The sequence below is a fragment of the Bacillus sp. PPSBB_2 genome (genome assembly GCF_045291115.1).
Taxonomy (GTDB): Bacteria; Bacillota; Bacilli; order Bacillales; family Bacillaceae_G; genus Bacillus_A; species Bacillus_A cereus.
Window position 1 is genome coordinate 3,753,920 of record NZ_CP147983.1, and the last position, 14,961, is coordinate 3,768,880.

A 14,961-nucleotide genomic window follows, 5' to 3' on the forward strand; every position below is an offset into this window, starting at 1 on the left:
TCGTGGGCTTCCGAATGGAAGTAATATAGGTATATGACGTGGAAATTGTTTTTTGCATGTCCTCATCATTTTTTCCACTTATTACTTGTACTTTTTTTGCAGGTATTTGAAATTACTTGTAGAAATTGATTTCTTGAGGTGAACACGTATGAATTTTAAATGTAGATTGAAAATCATATTTGCAGAAATGGATATTAAACAAAGTGACTTTGCTAAAAAAATCGGCATCGACGGCTCGACTCTTAGTGCCATTGTTCGGAATAGAACTCAGCCAAGATTTGATACTGCATACATGATTTGTAAAGAACTAAAAAAACCTATTGAAGAAATATGGATACTTGAAGAGGAGTAACACAATGCAAAAACCAACATTCAAAACACTAAATCAAATCGTTGAAGGATACTATCATCCAGAAAAGGGATTATCTGAGGTTGCAAAGTTTATTGTAGAACATGAGGAAGAATCTTTATTTGTACTGGATTACAAAGGAATTTTGTATCAAAAAACATCCGGTCAAAAATATGATCAAGGTTACGAAACACTACTACTACCTTATACAGAAATACATTCAAACTCTAAACAAGACTTACTACAGCTGTTGAAACAAAAAATGATTGTTTATTTTACATATACCGAAAAAGATCAACAAAAAGAGGATTTTGTACCTTTTATGAGGAATCAGATTTTTTCATTTATGAGTCATCTGCTGAAAAATATCCAGCAGAATAAAAAAGCAAATGCAGTTAAATTTTTTCTCATGGATATTGAGGCTATAGGTTATATTCCTAAACTTCCTAAAATTATGGCTGGCTGCCGTGGGTTTAATATGGGGACTTTTTTATTTGTAGATGATAAAGAAACGCTATTATATGGATATGACAAAGAACAAGTAGATAAGATGTATAACAACAGTCTCGTTATTTCTAAAGTATACAAATAAAAAATCCGCCTCCAAAAGGAGACGGATTCTTTGTTGTGCAATAGATCAGAGAACATATTTAAAATATAAATCATATAGAATTATCAGTCAATAAAAAGTTCTATCTTTCAATCATATTGGATATACTGTAAATGACATCTAGAGAATCACCACATGAGAGTCGCCTTCAACTGGGGAAGGCGACTCTCATATTTTAAACATATTTTCAAAAATCTTTACATATATTAAAATGCTCCTGTTATGTTATACACGATTCTTTCTATACGAAAAGGCAATCCAGACTCACCACCCTGGATTGCCTTTTCATTTTTAGTCGCGCGCTCTCATTTTTTACATATATTAAAATGATTCCATACAACAAAATATATCTTTTCGTCTCATCCATATGCACTTTTTCACTGAACGCGTACAAAAGCCACCCTTTTGCTAACACACTATACAAAGGAGGTGCTAATTTGAATATTCAAGATTTACACCAACAACTAGAGGAACTACAGCAAAATGATTATCTATACTTGTATACATGTAATTTAGACGAACTTACCTCTACCATGATGCAACATATGGGTACAATCGATGCCTACACAAGAGAAATGCTCATTTATCCATGTTTTCAGTATTTTATACAACATAATCTTTTAGATATTGCACAATTAGAAGTTTTACTAGCCTCCTGCCTCAATCCAGATTATTTATATTTTGAAATATCTTCTTCGCAAACAGATGGCATTTTCACTCGTTCCTACACACTTGCACTGCTCACTTTAATCATACAATATGATACAAAGCACTCTTTTTTAACAGAAAAGCAACTAGTAGACGCTCTAGAAAAAATACTCCAATACTTTAAATTAGAACAAGATTATCGGGTGATCGTGCCTGACAAGGGATATACACGGCATATGCTACATGCTTCATCAGCCCTACATGCCCTGATTCAAAACCCCAATATTTTAACTATTCATTATGAAAAAGTAGTTCATTGCTTACTGAATACAGCATTTCACTACCAACACCTCTACTATAACAACGAAGACGAATATATCATTACACCAATCATAGCAATGTTACAGCATGAATTTCCACAAACACAATTTCTATCAATTCTTACTAAGAAAATCCAACGTCTTCCTCAAATGAAAGAAAGGCTTACACTAACACAATTTTCTATTTTATATGGAAATATCAAAATTTTTTTACGAACATTGTTTTTCCGTGCGAAAAAAGATATGAGCTTAACAAACACTGCAAATCAAATTGAAAAAATACTCAATCAATTACCTCAATATTTTTAAAACAAGGAGGCGAAAACCTCCTTGTTCTCTCTTCCCTACTTCACATACACAAAGGCTTCGCTTGCTGTCATATAGTATGTGTGCCCTTTACTATTGTGTACTTTAAATTGCGTGAAGCCATCCACACTTACTTTTTCATCGATTATAAATCCTTCGCCACTATCGACTGTACCCGCTACAGCGCTATCCTGCCATGACGGTGAATCATAGAATCGAAGGTTCTCCACTTTGGCCATAACACGTTTCCCTACAACCGGATTTACTGATTCTTGCTTTTCAAACCTGATGTACGCTGGATTATATTTCACCCATTGGTCACCACCAAGGTTGAGCCATCCATCTTGCTCTCCCCACACTTGATACGCTTCAGGCTTATTCAGCTGACGAATCTTAGAATAACTTGTACCTGGTCCTTTACGTAAATTCACATTGTAGCCTTCAATATAAGCAATCCCATCTGTTACTGCTGTTGGTACTTCTTCTGGTTTAGACGGAACAGAAACATCCACACTAGAGTTATTATATGCTCGCTGCACATCACTTCTAAACTGTGATTCTGACACGCCATGGCTACGTAAATAATCAATCGGGTCTTCATGATCTGTACCGCCCAGGTACTTTCTCACGTCGTTATGCGTCCATAATCCTTTTTCTACGGATAGATTCTTATCTTGTAAGATTTTCGCTAACAGTTTTACGTATTTCTCATAACTCTGTTTAAACTTGGTGTAATCAGCCGTCTCACATAACTCTACATGGACAAATCGGTTATTTGCTCCTGGTCCTGCACCGTACGCAATGTATTTTGTATCCGCAATCTGAATGGTTTCATTCCAGTCCACTGCGTAATGAACGAATGCATTTCTCCAGGTACGTGTCTCATAACGCTGAATGTTAATGGCCGGCGCTTCCGGTGTTGCCGTACTGTGAGCAACCACTCCTTCATACGCTCCTACACCGCCCCTGTATGGCGTTTTTGGTACATCAGGTATCAGAAGTATTCTATCGGCAAAAACACTCGTAGAAAGCGAAAATACTATACATACTATTGTAACTATCCCCAGCAATTGTTTCATGTTTATTTCTCCTCCCATAGAAAAACGCACCACCGATTGGTGATGCGTTCTCTTTGTTTTTATTTGTCTGTTTGTACTGTGCCTTCGTGGTCGCTCCAGATTCCTAAAGCGACGCCCAGTGTGAAAATATACGGTAGTACTTCATCGATAAAACTCTTCGTTTCTAGTAATCCAGCCTTCGCACAAATAAATCCCAAAAGGGAGGCAAGTGCCACCCATGTTTTCCAGTTACGTAATCGTTTTTGCATGTTTTCTCTTGTCATGTTTTAGAGTCCCCCTTTTAATACAAACGCCAGTATCGCTGCAATCATTCCGCCTACAATACTTTTTACTAACCAATTGGTATTACTTAAAATTTTCTCGATATTCTCTTCAATCTTCGCCACCTTGCTTTCCACAACGGCGAGACGGACTTGAATATCCTGTACTTCTTGTTTTGCTTCCTCGCATTCTCTACAGTGTTCCATTGGTATCCGCTCCTCGGCAATAAAAAATAGAGCCCCTAGTAAGGAGCTCTCCTATCCCTATTTACATAATTTTGATAACTAACCCTAATATTCCGGTTACAACTGCACCGATTACAATCCGTAAAATCCAAGTTGTATTCATACTAATTTTCTCTAATTGCTTATTAATTGTTAAAATATCTTTTTCAGTTATTGTTGTACGTATCTCTAGAGTACGTATATCCCGCATCATTTCTTTTTGCGTAAATTTTAATTCTTCTATTTCCTTCCCGATATCTCCCATATATCCACATCCTTGTCCTAAAAAATCCCCCTCTCTTTTCTAGAATATTCTAGGAGCGGACAAGATGTTCTCACTTATGATGAAGAGCCCTTATTTGTAATCAGGTCTAAAAATGGTAATGCCCTCTCGCGCAAGTGCACGCATCTCTTCATCCAGACGATCTAATTCACTTCGTTTTACTTCTGAATCCATCGCTGTATCTGATTTCACTTGATAATACTCTTTACGTAATTTCGCCATCGCTTTATCTACCTTATGGAACGACTTCATTTCATCCGCATTCGGTGCGTCTTCCTCATTCTTTTTACTATCCGCCCCAATTGCTTGTTGTTCTTCCATGATGTTATAGTAATCTTCCATGACTTTCCCGCCACCTTGCCCATTGACAAAAAATGTTTTCAGACCTGGGGTGGATTCATTCCACTCCTGCGCAACTGGTGTCGGTGTTTCTTTATTCGATATTAATGAAATAGCGGCGTCTAATCCTTTTAATGGATATTGTCCCAATCCCGCCGTATATCCTTTATATACATTATCAATCTTGTATGGAGAAGCTTCGATTCCAACTGTATCTAATGCATGTGCCATTTCACGTGCCGTCAGGCTCGTATTCGGGCCATACTGTTCTTTCGGTGAATTCTTTTCATCACGCGTTGGCACAATTTTTCCATCTCTAAAAAAGCTATAGTTTGCCATATTTTCCACAACTGGCTGCATGACGGTAGGCATCCAAGGTACTTTCACCGCATCGTTGATGGTTTTCCCATATCCCTCAAACGCGTAGGGGTCACCCTCGTCCATTCGATTCGCCCGTTCTGCCGTGTTGGCCAGTAAGGAAATATCAAATGGCTTTGGAATTCGTCCCACTTTATCTGTTCCAGGAATCGCGTAGGACCAATACGTGTCTTTCTCTTGCTGCGTCATATTATCGATCATTTCTTTTTGTTTCTCATTTCCCATTTGATAACTCGCGTAGGCTACTGCACTTGGCGGAAGGGTAGAACCAGCAATACGAGCGCTCGTCCGAATTGGATGTTCTTTCATGGATCGAATCAATTTATCTTTTCCTTGTAGGTTAGCATTTAAGAATGTGAACACACGATTAGCAGACTGTACGGAATTCCCCATACGGTTGAAATCCATTAAATCACGCGCTTGATAAGCCGATTCTTCAGGTGTGAGCCCTTTCTTCAGAGCTTTCTGATACGCTCCCACTTTCGTTGCTTCTTCGGATACTTCAGAAATCGTTTGTAATACTTTCAGCCAATTCTTCGGATTCGCAGGAGCGGTTATGGTTTGTATGGCTTTTGAAAGACCTTCTTTTTGCTGGTTACCGATTCCCTCTAACTGTTCTTTCAACAAGTCACGATCGGCAGATAAATACCCACCATATGAACCACCCTGATTGACCCAGTCATCATACACCTCTGAACCTTTTCCGAATCTCTTTTTCCCAACTTCTTTCAGTCCCTTTACAAAATCAAATGGATTGTATCCGACATCACTCGTCACATAAGCTGCAAATTGGTCACGTATTGGGTTTCGCAGTGCAAATTCAGGCGTTAAGGTTGCCCCAGCACGTAGCCAATCACTTGGTTTCGATGCGGCCAATATAAACTTATTTGTCACTTCCTTGTCCATTGCTTTCACGGCACGATACAATTCCGGCGCAAGTTGATATTGTTCTTTCTCACCATTGCGGAAAACAGTAACGATATTTTCTTTTGCCACAGACTCTTTTCCATCACCGGCAAGCTTTTCAATCCATTTCCCTGCGCCTTCTTTTTCTGCTAAATCCGCAAGAGACAAACCGACTTTATTTCGTTCTATTGCTTGCATCGATTTGAAGGTATTTTTCACAATGCTTTCAAATGGATCAATGACATTTCGGCTCGAACCTTCTATACGTTTCACAGGATTTGTTAAGTCAACAAATCCTTTTCCGCCTCCGAACCCTTCCCCCACACCCTCTTCATCAAAGTAACGGTTAAATGGCATGTAGTTTGGATGCTTTTCCCGCATGGCAGCAACAGCATCCTTAGATAACATATTTCCTTCTACCAACATATCTAACAAGGAGTCATTGTAAGCTTTTATCTTTTGGTGTGCTTCTTGTATTTCGGGCTTATCAAATCTCATAATCGTTTTTTCAATTTCTTCCGGGGTGAATCCTGTTTTGATTCCTTGTCCTTCTAAGTCTCTCGCATGAATGGCAGTCACATAATCCCGTATATCCGCCATATCAACCTTGGAATCTCCAAAGATATTACGGAACTCTTCCACCTTCATTTGCGCCTTTTTAGGCGTTCCTGCCGCAAGTCTTGCTTTCTTATAAGGAGAGACCGAAGCATCGGCTAATTCCCCGCCAAGTATGTCTTTTTCCGCTTTAGAGATAGGATAGAGCCTGTCTATTCCCTCTGTATAGAATTCCTCTTTTGAACTCGGTAGCTTTTGCAGTACTTGCTTTATACGTTCCAAACCGGTAGATTTTTCATTTACATTGATTTTCCCACGGAAACGTGCTTCATCCCCTTGGTTCGCCCATATTTGCGCGTCTTCTTGGACTTTTTGTAACCCCTTCTGTACATCCTTCGGAATGATACTTTGAAAGTGCTTCATAAACTCAGGTGCTTCTTGTTCTGCCATGGCTGGGTTGAGTAAGTAACGACGCATAAATTCCGCCATACCTTCTTGACGAATTTGTTCAGGGGTATAATTTTGACCGGATGTATGAGCACCCAGTTTCATGAATTCCTCATCAAATTTTGGGTCATTCAATCCAAATTTCTTATCCAAATGATGACCTGTTTCATGCGCTAACGTTTCTAAGTCCCCGTACTCACGTGTACGAATGACTTCCGGATTTGTTTTATACATGCCCGTAACAGCCTCGTCTCCGATACCCATACGCCCTGTACGAAGCGTAATGCCTAGATTCTCACGGAAACTATCTAGTAACTTTTTATGCGTAATGGTCCGCCCATCTGGCGCCATAGCGGATTGAATGACCGGAGGTGCATGGCGCATCGCTTGTACGTCATCAGGAAGTTCTCCATTTGAAGAAGCTTTCTTTTTCTGTTTCGCCACACTTTCTAGTGCTTGTTCTAACGATGGTGCGGATTCTGATGCAGCTTGAATCGGTAAAGATTCTGTTTCATTTCTAATACGTGTATCTTGCAATGCTTGTTCTTCCACAGCGTTGTTCGTTAATTCCCTTTGTTGTCTTTCCTGCTGCATGACATCATCCGATACGTTAGAAGTATGCCCCTTCGTCTTACGTAAATTTTGCACCGCATTCATCAAACCGTGGGCAAGTGGGTTAATGGCCGCCCCTGCTGCGGTCTCTACGCCAATCCGTTTCAAATGGTCTCCTACCGTCTGTTCCGGATTCACATATGCTTTGGCTGGTGTTTCTGCACCTGCAATAAGAGCACCTGTTACCGCGCCCTCTTTGGCATATTGCCCTATCTTTCCAAGTTTAGAAGTATTTTCTCCCACCTTCGCAGCCATTCCCAGCTTCCCCGCTACGTTCGCAGCGCCTGCACCTGGGATTACATAGCCAAGCCCCGTTGATACAAAGTCAGCGACATTTTCTCCTACACCTTCACGATGATCTTGCCAATCTACCGCATCTTGTCCTCTTACTTTTTTCATGGCCGCACTTGGCGCATGGAGTAACGTGGAATCCATGGTACGATTTGCAAAGCGATTGACTTCTTTCGTTCCTCTGCTTTTCCCACCATCTTTCATATACTCATCCCAAACTTCTTGTCTGGTCTTACCTTCAGGTGGCTTAATCATTTCACCAAATTTTCCTGCTGCGAATTTTAGGTCATCCAAAAAACCACCTTCCTGAGAAGGTGGCTTTTTCGAAATACTATCAATGGTACTCATCATACGATTGGTACGACTAGCTTCTTCCTGTTGTTTCATCCAGTCTGTGGATGTGGATTGTGAAATACTGTTCGCTGCTTTTATTTGATCTAAAAACGGATTTCTCTCTGGTGGCTTTCTATGGTCCTCGTTATTTTTATCAAATTCAAGGTTTTGATAGATATTCTCTAAAGGTTCTTCCTCTTGTCCTTCTTTCAAAGCAAAAATTTCTTTTTTACAAGATTACCTGTATTTTCATTCCGAACTTGAATGGATTGCGTATTTTTTTCATATTTATCTTGATTCCCACTATAATAATCCACACGACGCACATCTTGCTGTGCTGTATTGGAATGGAGTTCAATCATGCGTTGCAGCGTAGCACGCTGATTATCATCTAGCCCACCATTGTCTTTTTCCCAATCCTTCACCATAGAAGAAGCTTGTTCTCTTTCTATATCGCTTTTCTTTTTACGAGGCATCCTTCACACTCCCTACCAAAATCCTTTCGGTCCAAACTGTTTCAACAACGGCGAAGACTCCCATGGCTTCCTCATTAACAGCGACTCTGCATACGATGGTGCGTTCTTTGTTTCTTCCTTCTTCTGTCCATAGGCATACGGGGCATGATTTGGATTACTGTACCAATTGATTTGATCACGTGTATAACCGTTCAATAAAGATTTTGAACTTAAACTTGGTGAACTGTTAGAAGAACTACCACTACTTGACGTTCCTCGCGAGCCGCCACCTCCACCACTATTTCTAGAGGCGGCTACTTGCTTTTTTAAGTTATACTCCTGTTGCCAATGGCTATCAGATACACCATCTCTCCCAGAACGATAATTGAATTCTTGTTGCCAACGATTGTCGGATACACTGTCGCGACCGGCCCGGTAATTATAATCTTGCTGCCAACGGTTATCCGATACACTGTCCCGACTTACTTGATAGTTATAATCACGTGTATCTTTTTGTTTCCCATAATTAAAACGACTCAAATCGAGATTGTAGTTCCGATTATCATGATTTACGGAATGATTAAATCGGCTCACATCAAGATTATAATCACGTAAGTCTTTCTCCTTTCCATAATGAAAACGATTCAGGTCTAAATTATAATTCCGATCATCATTTTTCATTTGATAGTTAAATCTATTTTTATCAAGATTATAGTTTCGACCATCATGAAAAATCGTATAATTAAAACGCTGTTGGTCTAAATCATAATTTCGATCGTCATTTTTCACGGTGTGGTTGAAACGATTGATATCCAGATCATAGTTTCGATCATCATTTCGAACCGTATGATCAAACCGGTCTCGTTCTAACCCATAGTTTCGATTATCATTTTTCACTTGATGGTCAAATCGTTTGTTATCAAATTGATAATCTCTCCAATCTTTGTCTTTCGTATAATCAAACTTATCACGCTCTAACTCACGATTTAATGTGTCATTTTTCTGTTGATAATCGAAGCGCTCTTTATCAAAATGATGGTTTCGTAAATCATTTTTCTGTTGATATTCAAAACGGTCTTGATCCATCTTCATTCCTTGTTCTCCACTCCATTCCTGAAACGCCTGTTGGCGTTCACGGAAACCAAGGTCTTGGTCACGTTCCATCAGTTGGCGAGCTAAAGAAGCAACTTTTTGTGTACGCTCTGCTTCTAAATTTCCTCTTTGTGATAAACCTGCAATCGCGATTTTATTCATCGCATCTTGTGATAAACCCGAGCTCCCCATCCCTCTTGCAGCTGCTTGTTCTGCTGCTTGTGTTTGACTATCCGCTACACTCGTTTGCATGTTTTGCAATGCTCTTTCATATAAAGAACCTAGCTCATCATTCGCTTGTAAGCGTGCATCTTGCATACTTACATTACGCCGTTCTGGCGTTGTAAACACTGGATAATTCGTCATATAAATTCACCTCATCCCATTGAAATGGCAATATAATGAAAAGCCATTGAAGTATCTCTTGTTGTATTTTTATTGTGCAAAGTAAGTGTAAAAGAAGTCACCGTAACTTGTGACAGATATACCACGATGTCTCCTGTTCCAATATCTCCATTCGCCGCTGTCACTGTAACAAATGGAATTTGGGAAAAGGCAGGAGTAAATAAGATTTGTTTCTGCAACGTTTGCCCACGACTGATCTGAATAAAATCTGTCTTTCCTGCTCGTACGTTATTTTTATAGAACCCATACTCATTTAAATTTTGTAAAATCCCATCATTGTCATTATGAGCATTAATTAAATTCGTAAATTCTTCATTTACTTGCCCAGATGAAATGGTTGTACCTGGCATAAAATTATATTTTCTTTGAATTTGTACCATATGACGTCTCCTTTCTTCTTTTCAATTCATACTGAACCCCGATGCCGTATACAACAAAAGGACGTATATGAGTTACGTCCTCAATCATCATGCCTATTTTTTTCGTTCGATTACTTACCCGTAGTCGATTAATATACATTTCGATTCTATCAAATGTATGCTGATCCCAAATCGCTTCATCCCAATTGGACACATTCGCAGCATTTGGTCTTGTACCATCTACCTGCTTGGTTTCAAAATCTAATTTCACTCCTAACCGATACCCGCCCGGTTGATTACTATGCAACCATATCCGATGAATCTTTTTGTCTTGTGTCATCAAACCAAAATCAAAATACTTGGTTTCCATGCGAAAAGGAATCGGCTTTCCATCATCATGATATTCAGGATGAAAGACATACGCATTTTTATTGCTTCCAAAATAAAAATTCCCATCATAGTTTACGAATACATCCGCTTTGATATTTGAATACACAGTCCAACACGCTAGCAATTCATCATAGACAAGTGTTTTTCCATTTGGAAAAGATAGATAGTACTTCCCTTCAAAATAACCCGCAACAGCTTTACTTTTTTCTGTAAGTGGGATCGCACGCATTGTCGATTCTATTTGCTTGGTTATAATTTGTGCACTTACCATATTAAAGTCATTCGCAAATAATCCATATACATGTGTATCACTCAAATAAAAAATTTGATTTCCAACTACTTGAATACTCTCAGGTGCCATACAGCCCGTTGGTGTATTGATTTTTACCAATTCATAATCATATGTTGTTTTTCCATATAAAGCCCATATGGAATGCCGGCAGAAGATAAGTAAACTATTTCGAAACGTTACCAGCCCTACGATTTCATCATTTTCATGACTTGCCACATCAAAAAAATTAATGGCGGGAAAATAATCATATACAGCGTATCCAAGTTTGGGATCGATGTGGGAGAATGAAACCCGATTCTTTATGTCATGACCCACAACAAATAACCGCCCGCCAAAGAAAGCCATGTATTTGCAGGTAAATAAAGAACCTATATCATTCAATCCTGGATTTCTTTGTTCATCCGCAGTCGGTACATATGGTGTGACAGAGGATAGCTGATTGTCAGCATACACTTTTAGAGAGATATTATTGGCAACTAAAACAACACGGTTTCCTTTTCGGTCTTTCATCGTGATAAAATTCGCTCTGTCACCAGTAGAGGGCGGACCTGGGATATCAACAAAGAACTTCCCATTCCATCTCCTCAGACGGTCACCCATCATCAATAACTCATTTGTGCCATCCGACTTGAGAAATGTATAGGCACCTGTTATCTTTTCTCCTACATAACCAACTTGCTTATAACCTGTTCGTTTCCGAATTTCCCCTACACCAATCACTGCATTTTCTACTTTACTTAGTTCTTTATCCTCAATTACATTTGCATACACTGTATCATTCAATCCCATTGAAAAATCTTTGAATTCAGCAGTATCCTTCACTCCTCATCACCTACTTTCAATCCGCAAGGAAGGTAGGAGCATCACTATACTCGTGGATGGTCTTCATTCGCACACCTGACCTCTTTACTTTCCGTTTCTCACGAAAGACGGCATATTGTTGCCTACGTTGTTCATATCGCTGCATACGATCTGGCCTATCCGCATAATCTCCATCCATAAACTGTAGTTGTCCAACAGCGTATAAAATTAATAAATCGTGATAGGGACTATCCATTTCAGGTACATCTTCCATTCCTTTTAGATGACTTAACTTTTTATAATAATAGACCTCAATAGGTTGTTGACTCCCGCCTTGTAACATCAATTCATTTCCCCACACCCAATACCCTTGCTGATTTTCTTCCCCTACAGGTATACGCGGAAATACTTTGTTCGTTTGCATCACTCGTTCTATATCTTGTACGTCATTTGGTAATGTGTATGGATATGTTAAAGTGGCTTTCTTTTCTATCCTTGCAATCGGGGTGATATCATCTAATGCACGATTGAGCCAATGTTGAATATCTCCATTTTCAAAAATGTCGTCAACATCCCGATTCACTTGCAGGATTAGTTCTTGCAGATTCACAATAATTCCCTCCCACTTTTACACCCTGTACATATTTTTGTACCCCATCCACACGGCCATATGCATGCGCGTTCCAAAAGGCTTCTTTTGATTCTCTCGCATAATCTTCCGCTAGATCATTCAGTTTTCTCTCTTCTTCTTGTTGTCTCTTTTTCTCTGTATCTTCCACAGTTTGAACAGCGGAGAATCCGTTCACTGTATGGATTCTCTTGATATGGTCTACAATTCTTGCGTCCAATTGTTCAAATCCGATTTGTGGAATTTTCATAATCGACATATCTAGTAATCCATCCATGATGACATGTTCCCCATTTTTAGGATTCCACATAAGATACAAGTGAGGATCATAGGATTGTAGCTGTTCTTCCACATGATAGATGTCATTTAAAACTGTTCGTTGAAATCCTCTTTTTTGATACGGATTCATGATTTATACCTCCATGTTCGAACATGCAAAAGAGGAGCGATTCGCTCCTCTCATTTTATTTTGTATATCCAGTTGCTTCTTGCACGTCTGACAGTTGCCAGAAGGCATTACGTGCGTGACATACCACTGTTTCTAACATATACGCGGTCGCTTCATATGCAGCTTTATTCGGTACACGCGAGAACATTGAACCATCCTCTTCCATGAACTGAAGGTCCGCTACACGGTATAATCCTAAATCGTCATAATTTCCTCCCCACACAATACCTGCCGGCATATAACGGTCTACTAAGAATGGTTTCCCATCAAACTCTAATGCAGAATAGCCACCTTCTAACTGCATTACATTTGTGTAGCGTTTATTTGTAGTCAGTACAGCCTCGTATGCTGCACGTACACCGTGCGAACCCATAAGAAAGTCTGTTTCTTTCCCACTCACAATGGATGTTTCATCCATCACTAAACGTAGTAGCGCATCGGAAATCGGACGAGCCGTTCCATTATTCGCAAACATATTTGCTTTCCACCATGTATATGTGGAAGGATTTAACCCTTGCAAGATGAGCTTATCATCAATAATTCCGTTTAACCCCATTGGCTCTAAATTAGAAGACCCAGTCGAAACAATACCATCTGTCGCCGCGGTTGCAACTGCAGCACCGTCAATCGTAATGGTAGTCGCTGCACGATCAATCGCTGTAACAGTTCGATTGCTTGTTGTCACGCTACCTGTCGCATTGACAATATCGACTTTTTGACCAACAAAGAATCCCTTCACACTACTTACGACAAGTGCATTTGCAGCTGTCGCTTGTGCGGTACAGTTTGCAATACGTCCTGAACCATTACCGAAGGTAACACGTGCACGGAAGTTTTTCATATCCGTTGTAAGTCCCTTTACCTCTGATTCTACTGCACGAAGATACGACGTTTCATTTTTCTTCGATGATTCAATGGTTTGTACGGTAAGTTCTAAACGACCAGCCACCATACGTGCTGTACCTGTCGAGCTCTTATACGCTTGTTGCCCCGCTGTTGGTAAGTTACCATTTTCAGCAACTGCTCCAACGCCTGTATTACGTCCAAAGTGGTGAGGAATTAAGAAATTCGAACCATCACCATTAATCTTTTCCACTTTCTTTTCCAACTGTGAAACGATGTAATTCGCATTGTTGATTTGTTCTTTAATCCCTGGTAAGTAATCGATTTTTAAAACATCCGCTAATGTCGTTAATGTAGCACCCATAAGTAGGATACCTCCTTATATTTGTTGGTTTGCTGATCGTAATCGTTGCAATGCTCTTTCACGCGCCACTTTAAAATCTGTAGTTGGTTCATCAGATACAAGTCCTGTTACACCAGGACCTTCCACCTTCGGCGCTTTCTTACTTTGTAAATATTCCTGAATGGCCGTTTCTTTTGCTGAAGTAAGCTGTTCTTCTAACTGCTGCGCACGCATGGCGTTATACGCTACTTCAAAATTAGGAACATTCTGTTCCACCATGAATTGTTCTAACGCTGCTGCATCTGCGCCTTTTTCTTGTGCGAATTGCCCTAACGCTTGAGTGAATCGTTGTGATAATTGTTGTTGTTCACGCTGATATTCCAGTTCTTCTGCTCTTTGTGCCTTTGCTTCCAGACTCTCTAATTTCTGCTGAATTTCAGGCGTCACACCAAACTTTTCAGCACGTTGTAATAAGTCTTGCTGTTCAATTGCTTGCATCATACTATCAAGATCATTATGGCCAGATTGTTGCATGAAGAAATTCATCGCACGATTATACTGGTCATAGTTACCGTATCTTTCAGCAGCCTCTTGTTCCCAACGCTGACGTTCTTCCATCAGTGCGGCTTGTGTACGCTCTTGTAGTCTCTTAGCAAAAGCTTCTGACTGTTCCATTGCTTCAGGTGGTTGTCCTTCTGGATTGTTTTCTATTGGCGATTGCTCAATTTGTTCAGGTGGCGTTGTAACTTCTCCTGTACCTTGTGGGAGCTCGACTTCTCCACCTTCAACGTTAGGAGGTGCAGTTTCAGTTAGTGGTTCACCACCGCCTTCCAAACCATTAAAGTATTGAAAATTACCTAAACGTAAACGAAATGGTTTTAACATATTTCTTTCCTCCTGTGGGTGGGCGCAAGTCCACATTCAACGCCCGAATTTTTGTATAGAAAAAAGCCGCTATTAGTAG

14 protein-coding genes and 1 pseudogene are annotated in these 14,961 nt (G+C 39.8%); 3 read left to right on the forward strand and 12 right to left on the reverse strand.

The window, feature by feature from the left end; genetic code table 11:
- The first annotated feature begins 148 nt into the window (after positions 1 to 148).
- From V6946_RS18630 to V6946_RS18640, 3 genes are all read left to right on the forward strand, one after another.
- Positions 149 to 352 (forward strand): helix-turn-helix transcriptional regulator, encoded by a 204-nt coding sequence (locus tag V6946_RS18630; RefSeq protein ID WP_001009469.1) that lies wholly within the window; start codon positions 149 to 151, stop codon positions 350 to 352.
- Positions 353 to 356: 4 nt separating this feature from the next.
- Positions 357 to 941 (forward strand): type IV secretory system conjugative DNA transfer family protein, encoded by a 585-nt coding sequence (locus V6946_RS18635; RefSeq protein WP_366981672.1) that lies wholly within the window; start codon positions 357 to 359, stop codon positions 939 to 941.
- 455 nt (positions 942 to 1,396) lie between these two features.
- Positions 1,397 to 2,236, forward strand: a complete 840-nt coding sequence (locus V6946_RS18640) for a DUF2785 domain-containing protein (protein ID WP_277547078.1) — start codon at positions 1,397 to 1,399, stop codon at positions 2,234 to 2,236.
- Between the two features lie 35 nt (positions 2,237 to 2,271).
- Here the strand turns inward: V6946_RS18640 and V6946_RS18645 are convergent, their stop codons facing one another.
- From V6946_RS18645 to V6946_RS18700, 12 genes and pseudogenes are all read right to left on the reverse strand, one after another.
- Positions 2,272 to 3,312 (reverse strand): N-acetylmuramoyl-L-alanine amidase, encoded by a 1,041-nt coding sequence (locus V6946_RS18645; protein WP_406622087.1) that lies wholly within the window; start codon positions 3,310 to 3,312, stop codon positions 2,272 to 2,274.
- 59 nt (positions 3,313 to 3,371) lie between these two features.
- Entirely contained in the window at positions 3,372 to 3,575 is a 204-nt protein-coding gene (locus V6946_RS18650) for a hypothetical protein (protein WP_366981670.1), read from the reverse strand.
- A 3-nt stretch (positions 3,576 to 3,578) separates the two neighbouring features.
- Positions 3,579 to 3,779, reverse strand: coding sequence for a hemolysin XhlA family protein (locus tag V6946_RS18655; RefSeq protein ID WP_366981669.1), 201 nt, complete (start codon positions 3,777 to 3,779; stop codon positions 3,579 to 3,581).
- 61 nt (positions 3,780 to 3,840) lie between these two features.
- On the reverse strand, positions 3,841 to 4,062 hold the full coding sequence (locus tag V6946_RS18660; RefSeq protein WP_144519584.1) for a hemolysin XhlA family protein: 222 nt from the start codon (positions 4,060 to 4,062) through the stop codon (positions 3,841 to 3,843).
- A 90-nt stretch (positions 4,063 to 4,152) separates the two neighbouring features.
- Positions 4,153 to 8,417 (reverse strand): annotated as a pseudogene (locus V6946_RS18665) (LPD38 domain-containing protein).
- Between the two features lie 12 nt (positions 8,418 to 8,429).
- Positions 8,430 to 9,854, reverse strand: coding sequence for a hypothetical protein (locus tag V6946_RS18670; protein WP_406622088.1), 1,425 nt, complete (start codon positions 9,852 to 9,854; stop codon positions 8,430 to 8,432).
- An 11-nt stretch (positions 9,855 to 9,865) separates the two neighbouring features.
- Positions 9,866 to 10,273, reverse strand: coding sequence for an H-type lectin domain-containing protein (locus tag V6946_RS18675; RefSeq protein ID WP_406622089.1), 408 nt, complete (start codon positions 10,271 to 10,273; stop codon positions 9,866 to 9,868).
- Positions 10,248 to 11,756, reverse strand: coding sequence for a hypothetical protein (locus V6946_RS18680; protein ID WP_406622090.1), 1,509 nt, complete (start codon positions 11,754 to 11,756; stop codon positions 10,248 to 10,250). Before V6946_RS18680 ends, V6946_RS18675 begins: the two co-directional genes overlap by 26 nt.
- Positions 11,757 to 11,772: 16 nt before the next feature.
- Positions 11,773 to 12,345, reverse strand: a complete 573-nt coding sequence (locus V6946_RS18685; protein WP_256426142.1) for a hypothetical protein — start codon at positions 12,343 to 12,345, stop codon at positions 11,773 to 11,775.
- Positions 12,302 to 12,772 carry a 2,3-dihydroxybenzoate--AMP ligase gene (locus tag V6946_RS18690; protein WP_406622091.1) on the reverse strand — a complete coding sequence of 157 codons (471 nt, stop codon included), beginning with the start codon at positions 12,770 to 12,772 and terminating at the stop codon, positions 12,302 to 12,304. The genes V6946_RS18685 and V6946_RS18690 overlap by 44 nt, the downstream gene beginning before the upstream one ends.
- A 55-nt stretch (positions 12,773 to 12,827) precedes the next feature.
- Positions 12,828 to 14,018, reverse strand: a complete 1,191-nt coding sequence (locus tag V6946_RS18695; protein WP_366982158.1) for a phage major capsid protein — start codon at positions 14,016 to 14,018, stop codon at positions 12,828 to 12,830.
- Between the two features lie 15 nt (positions 14,019 to 14,033).
- Positions 14,034 to 14,882: an MFS transporter gene (locus V6946_RS18700; protein ID WP_366981660.1), complete on the reverse strand. Its 849-nt coding sequence runs from the start codon at positions 14,880 to 14,882 to the stop codon at positions 14,034 to 14,036.
- Between the last annotated feature and the right edge of the window lie 79 nt (positions 14,883 to 14,961).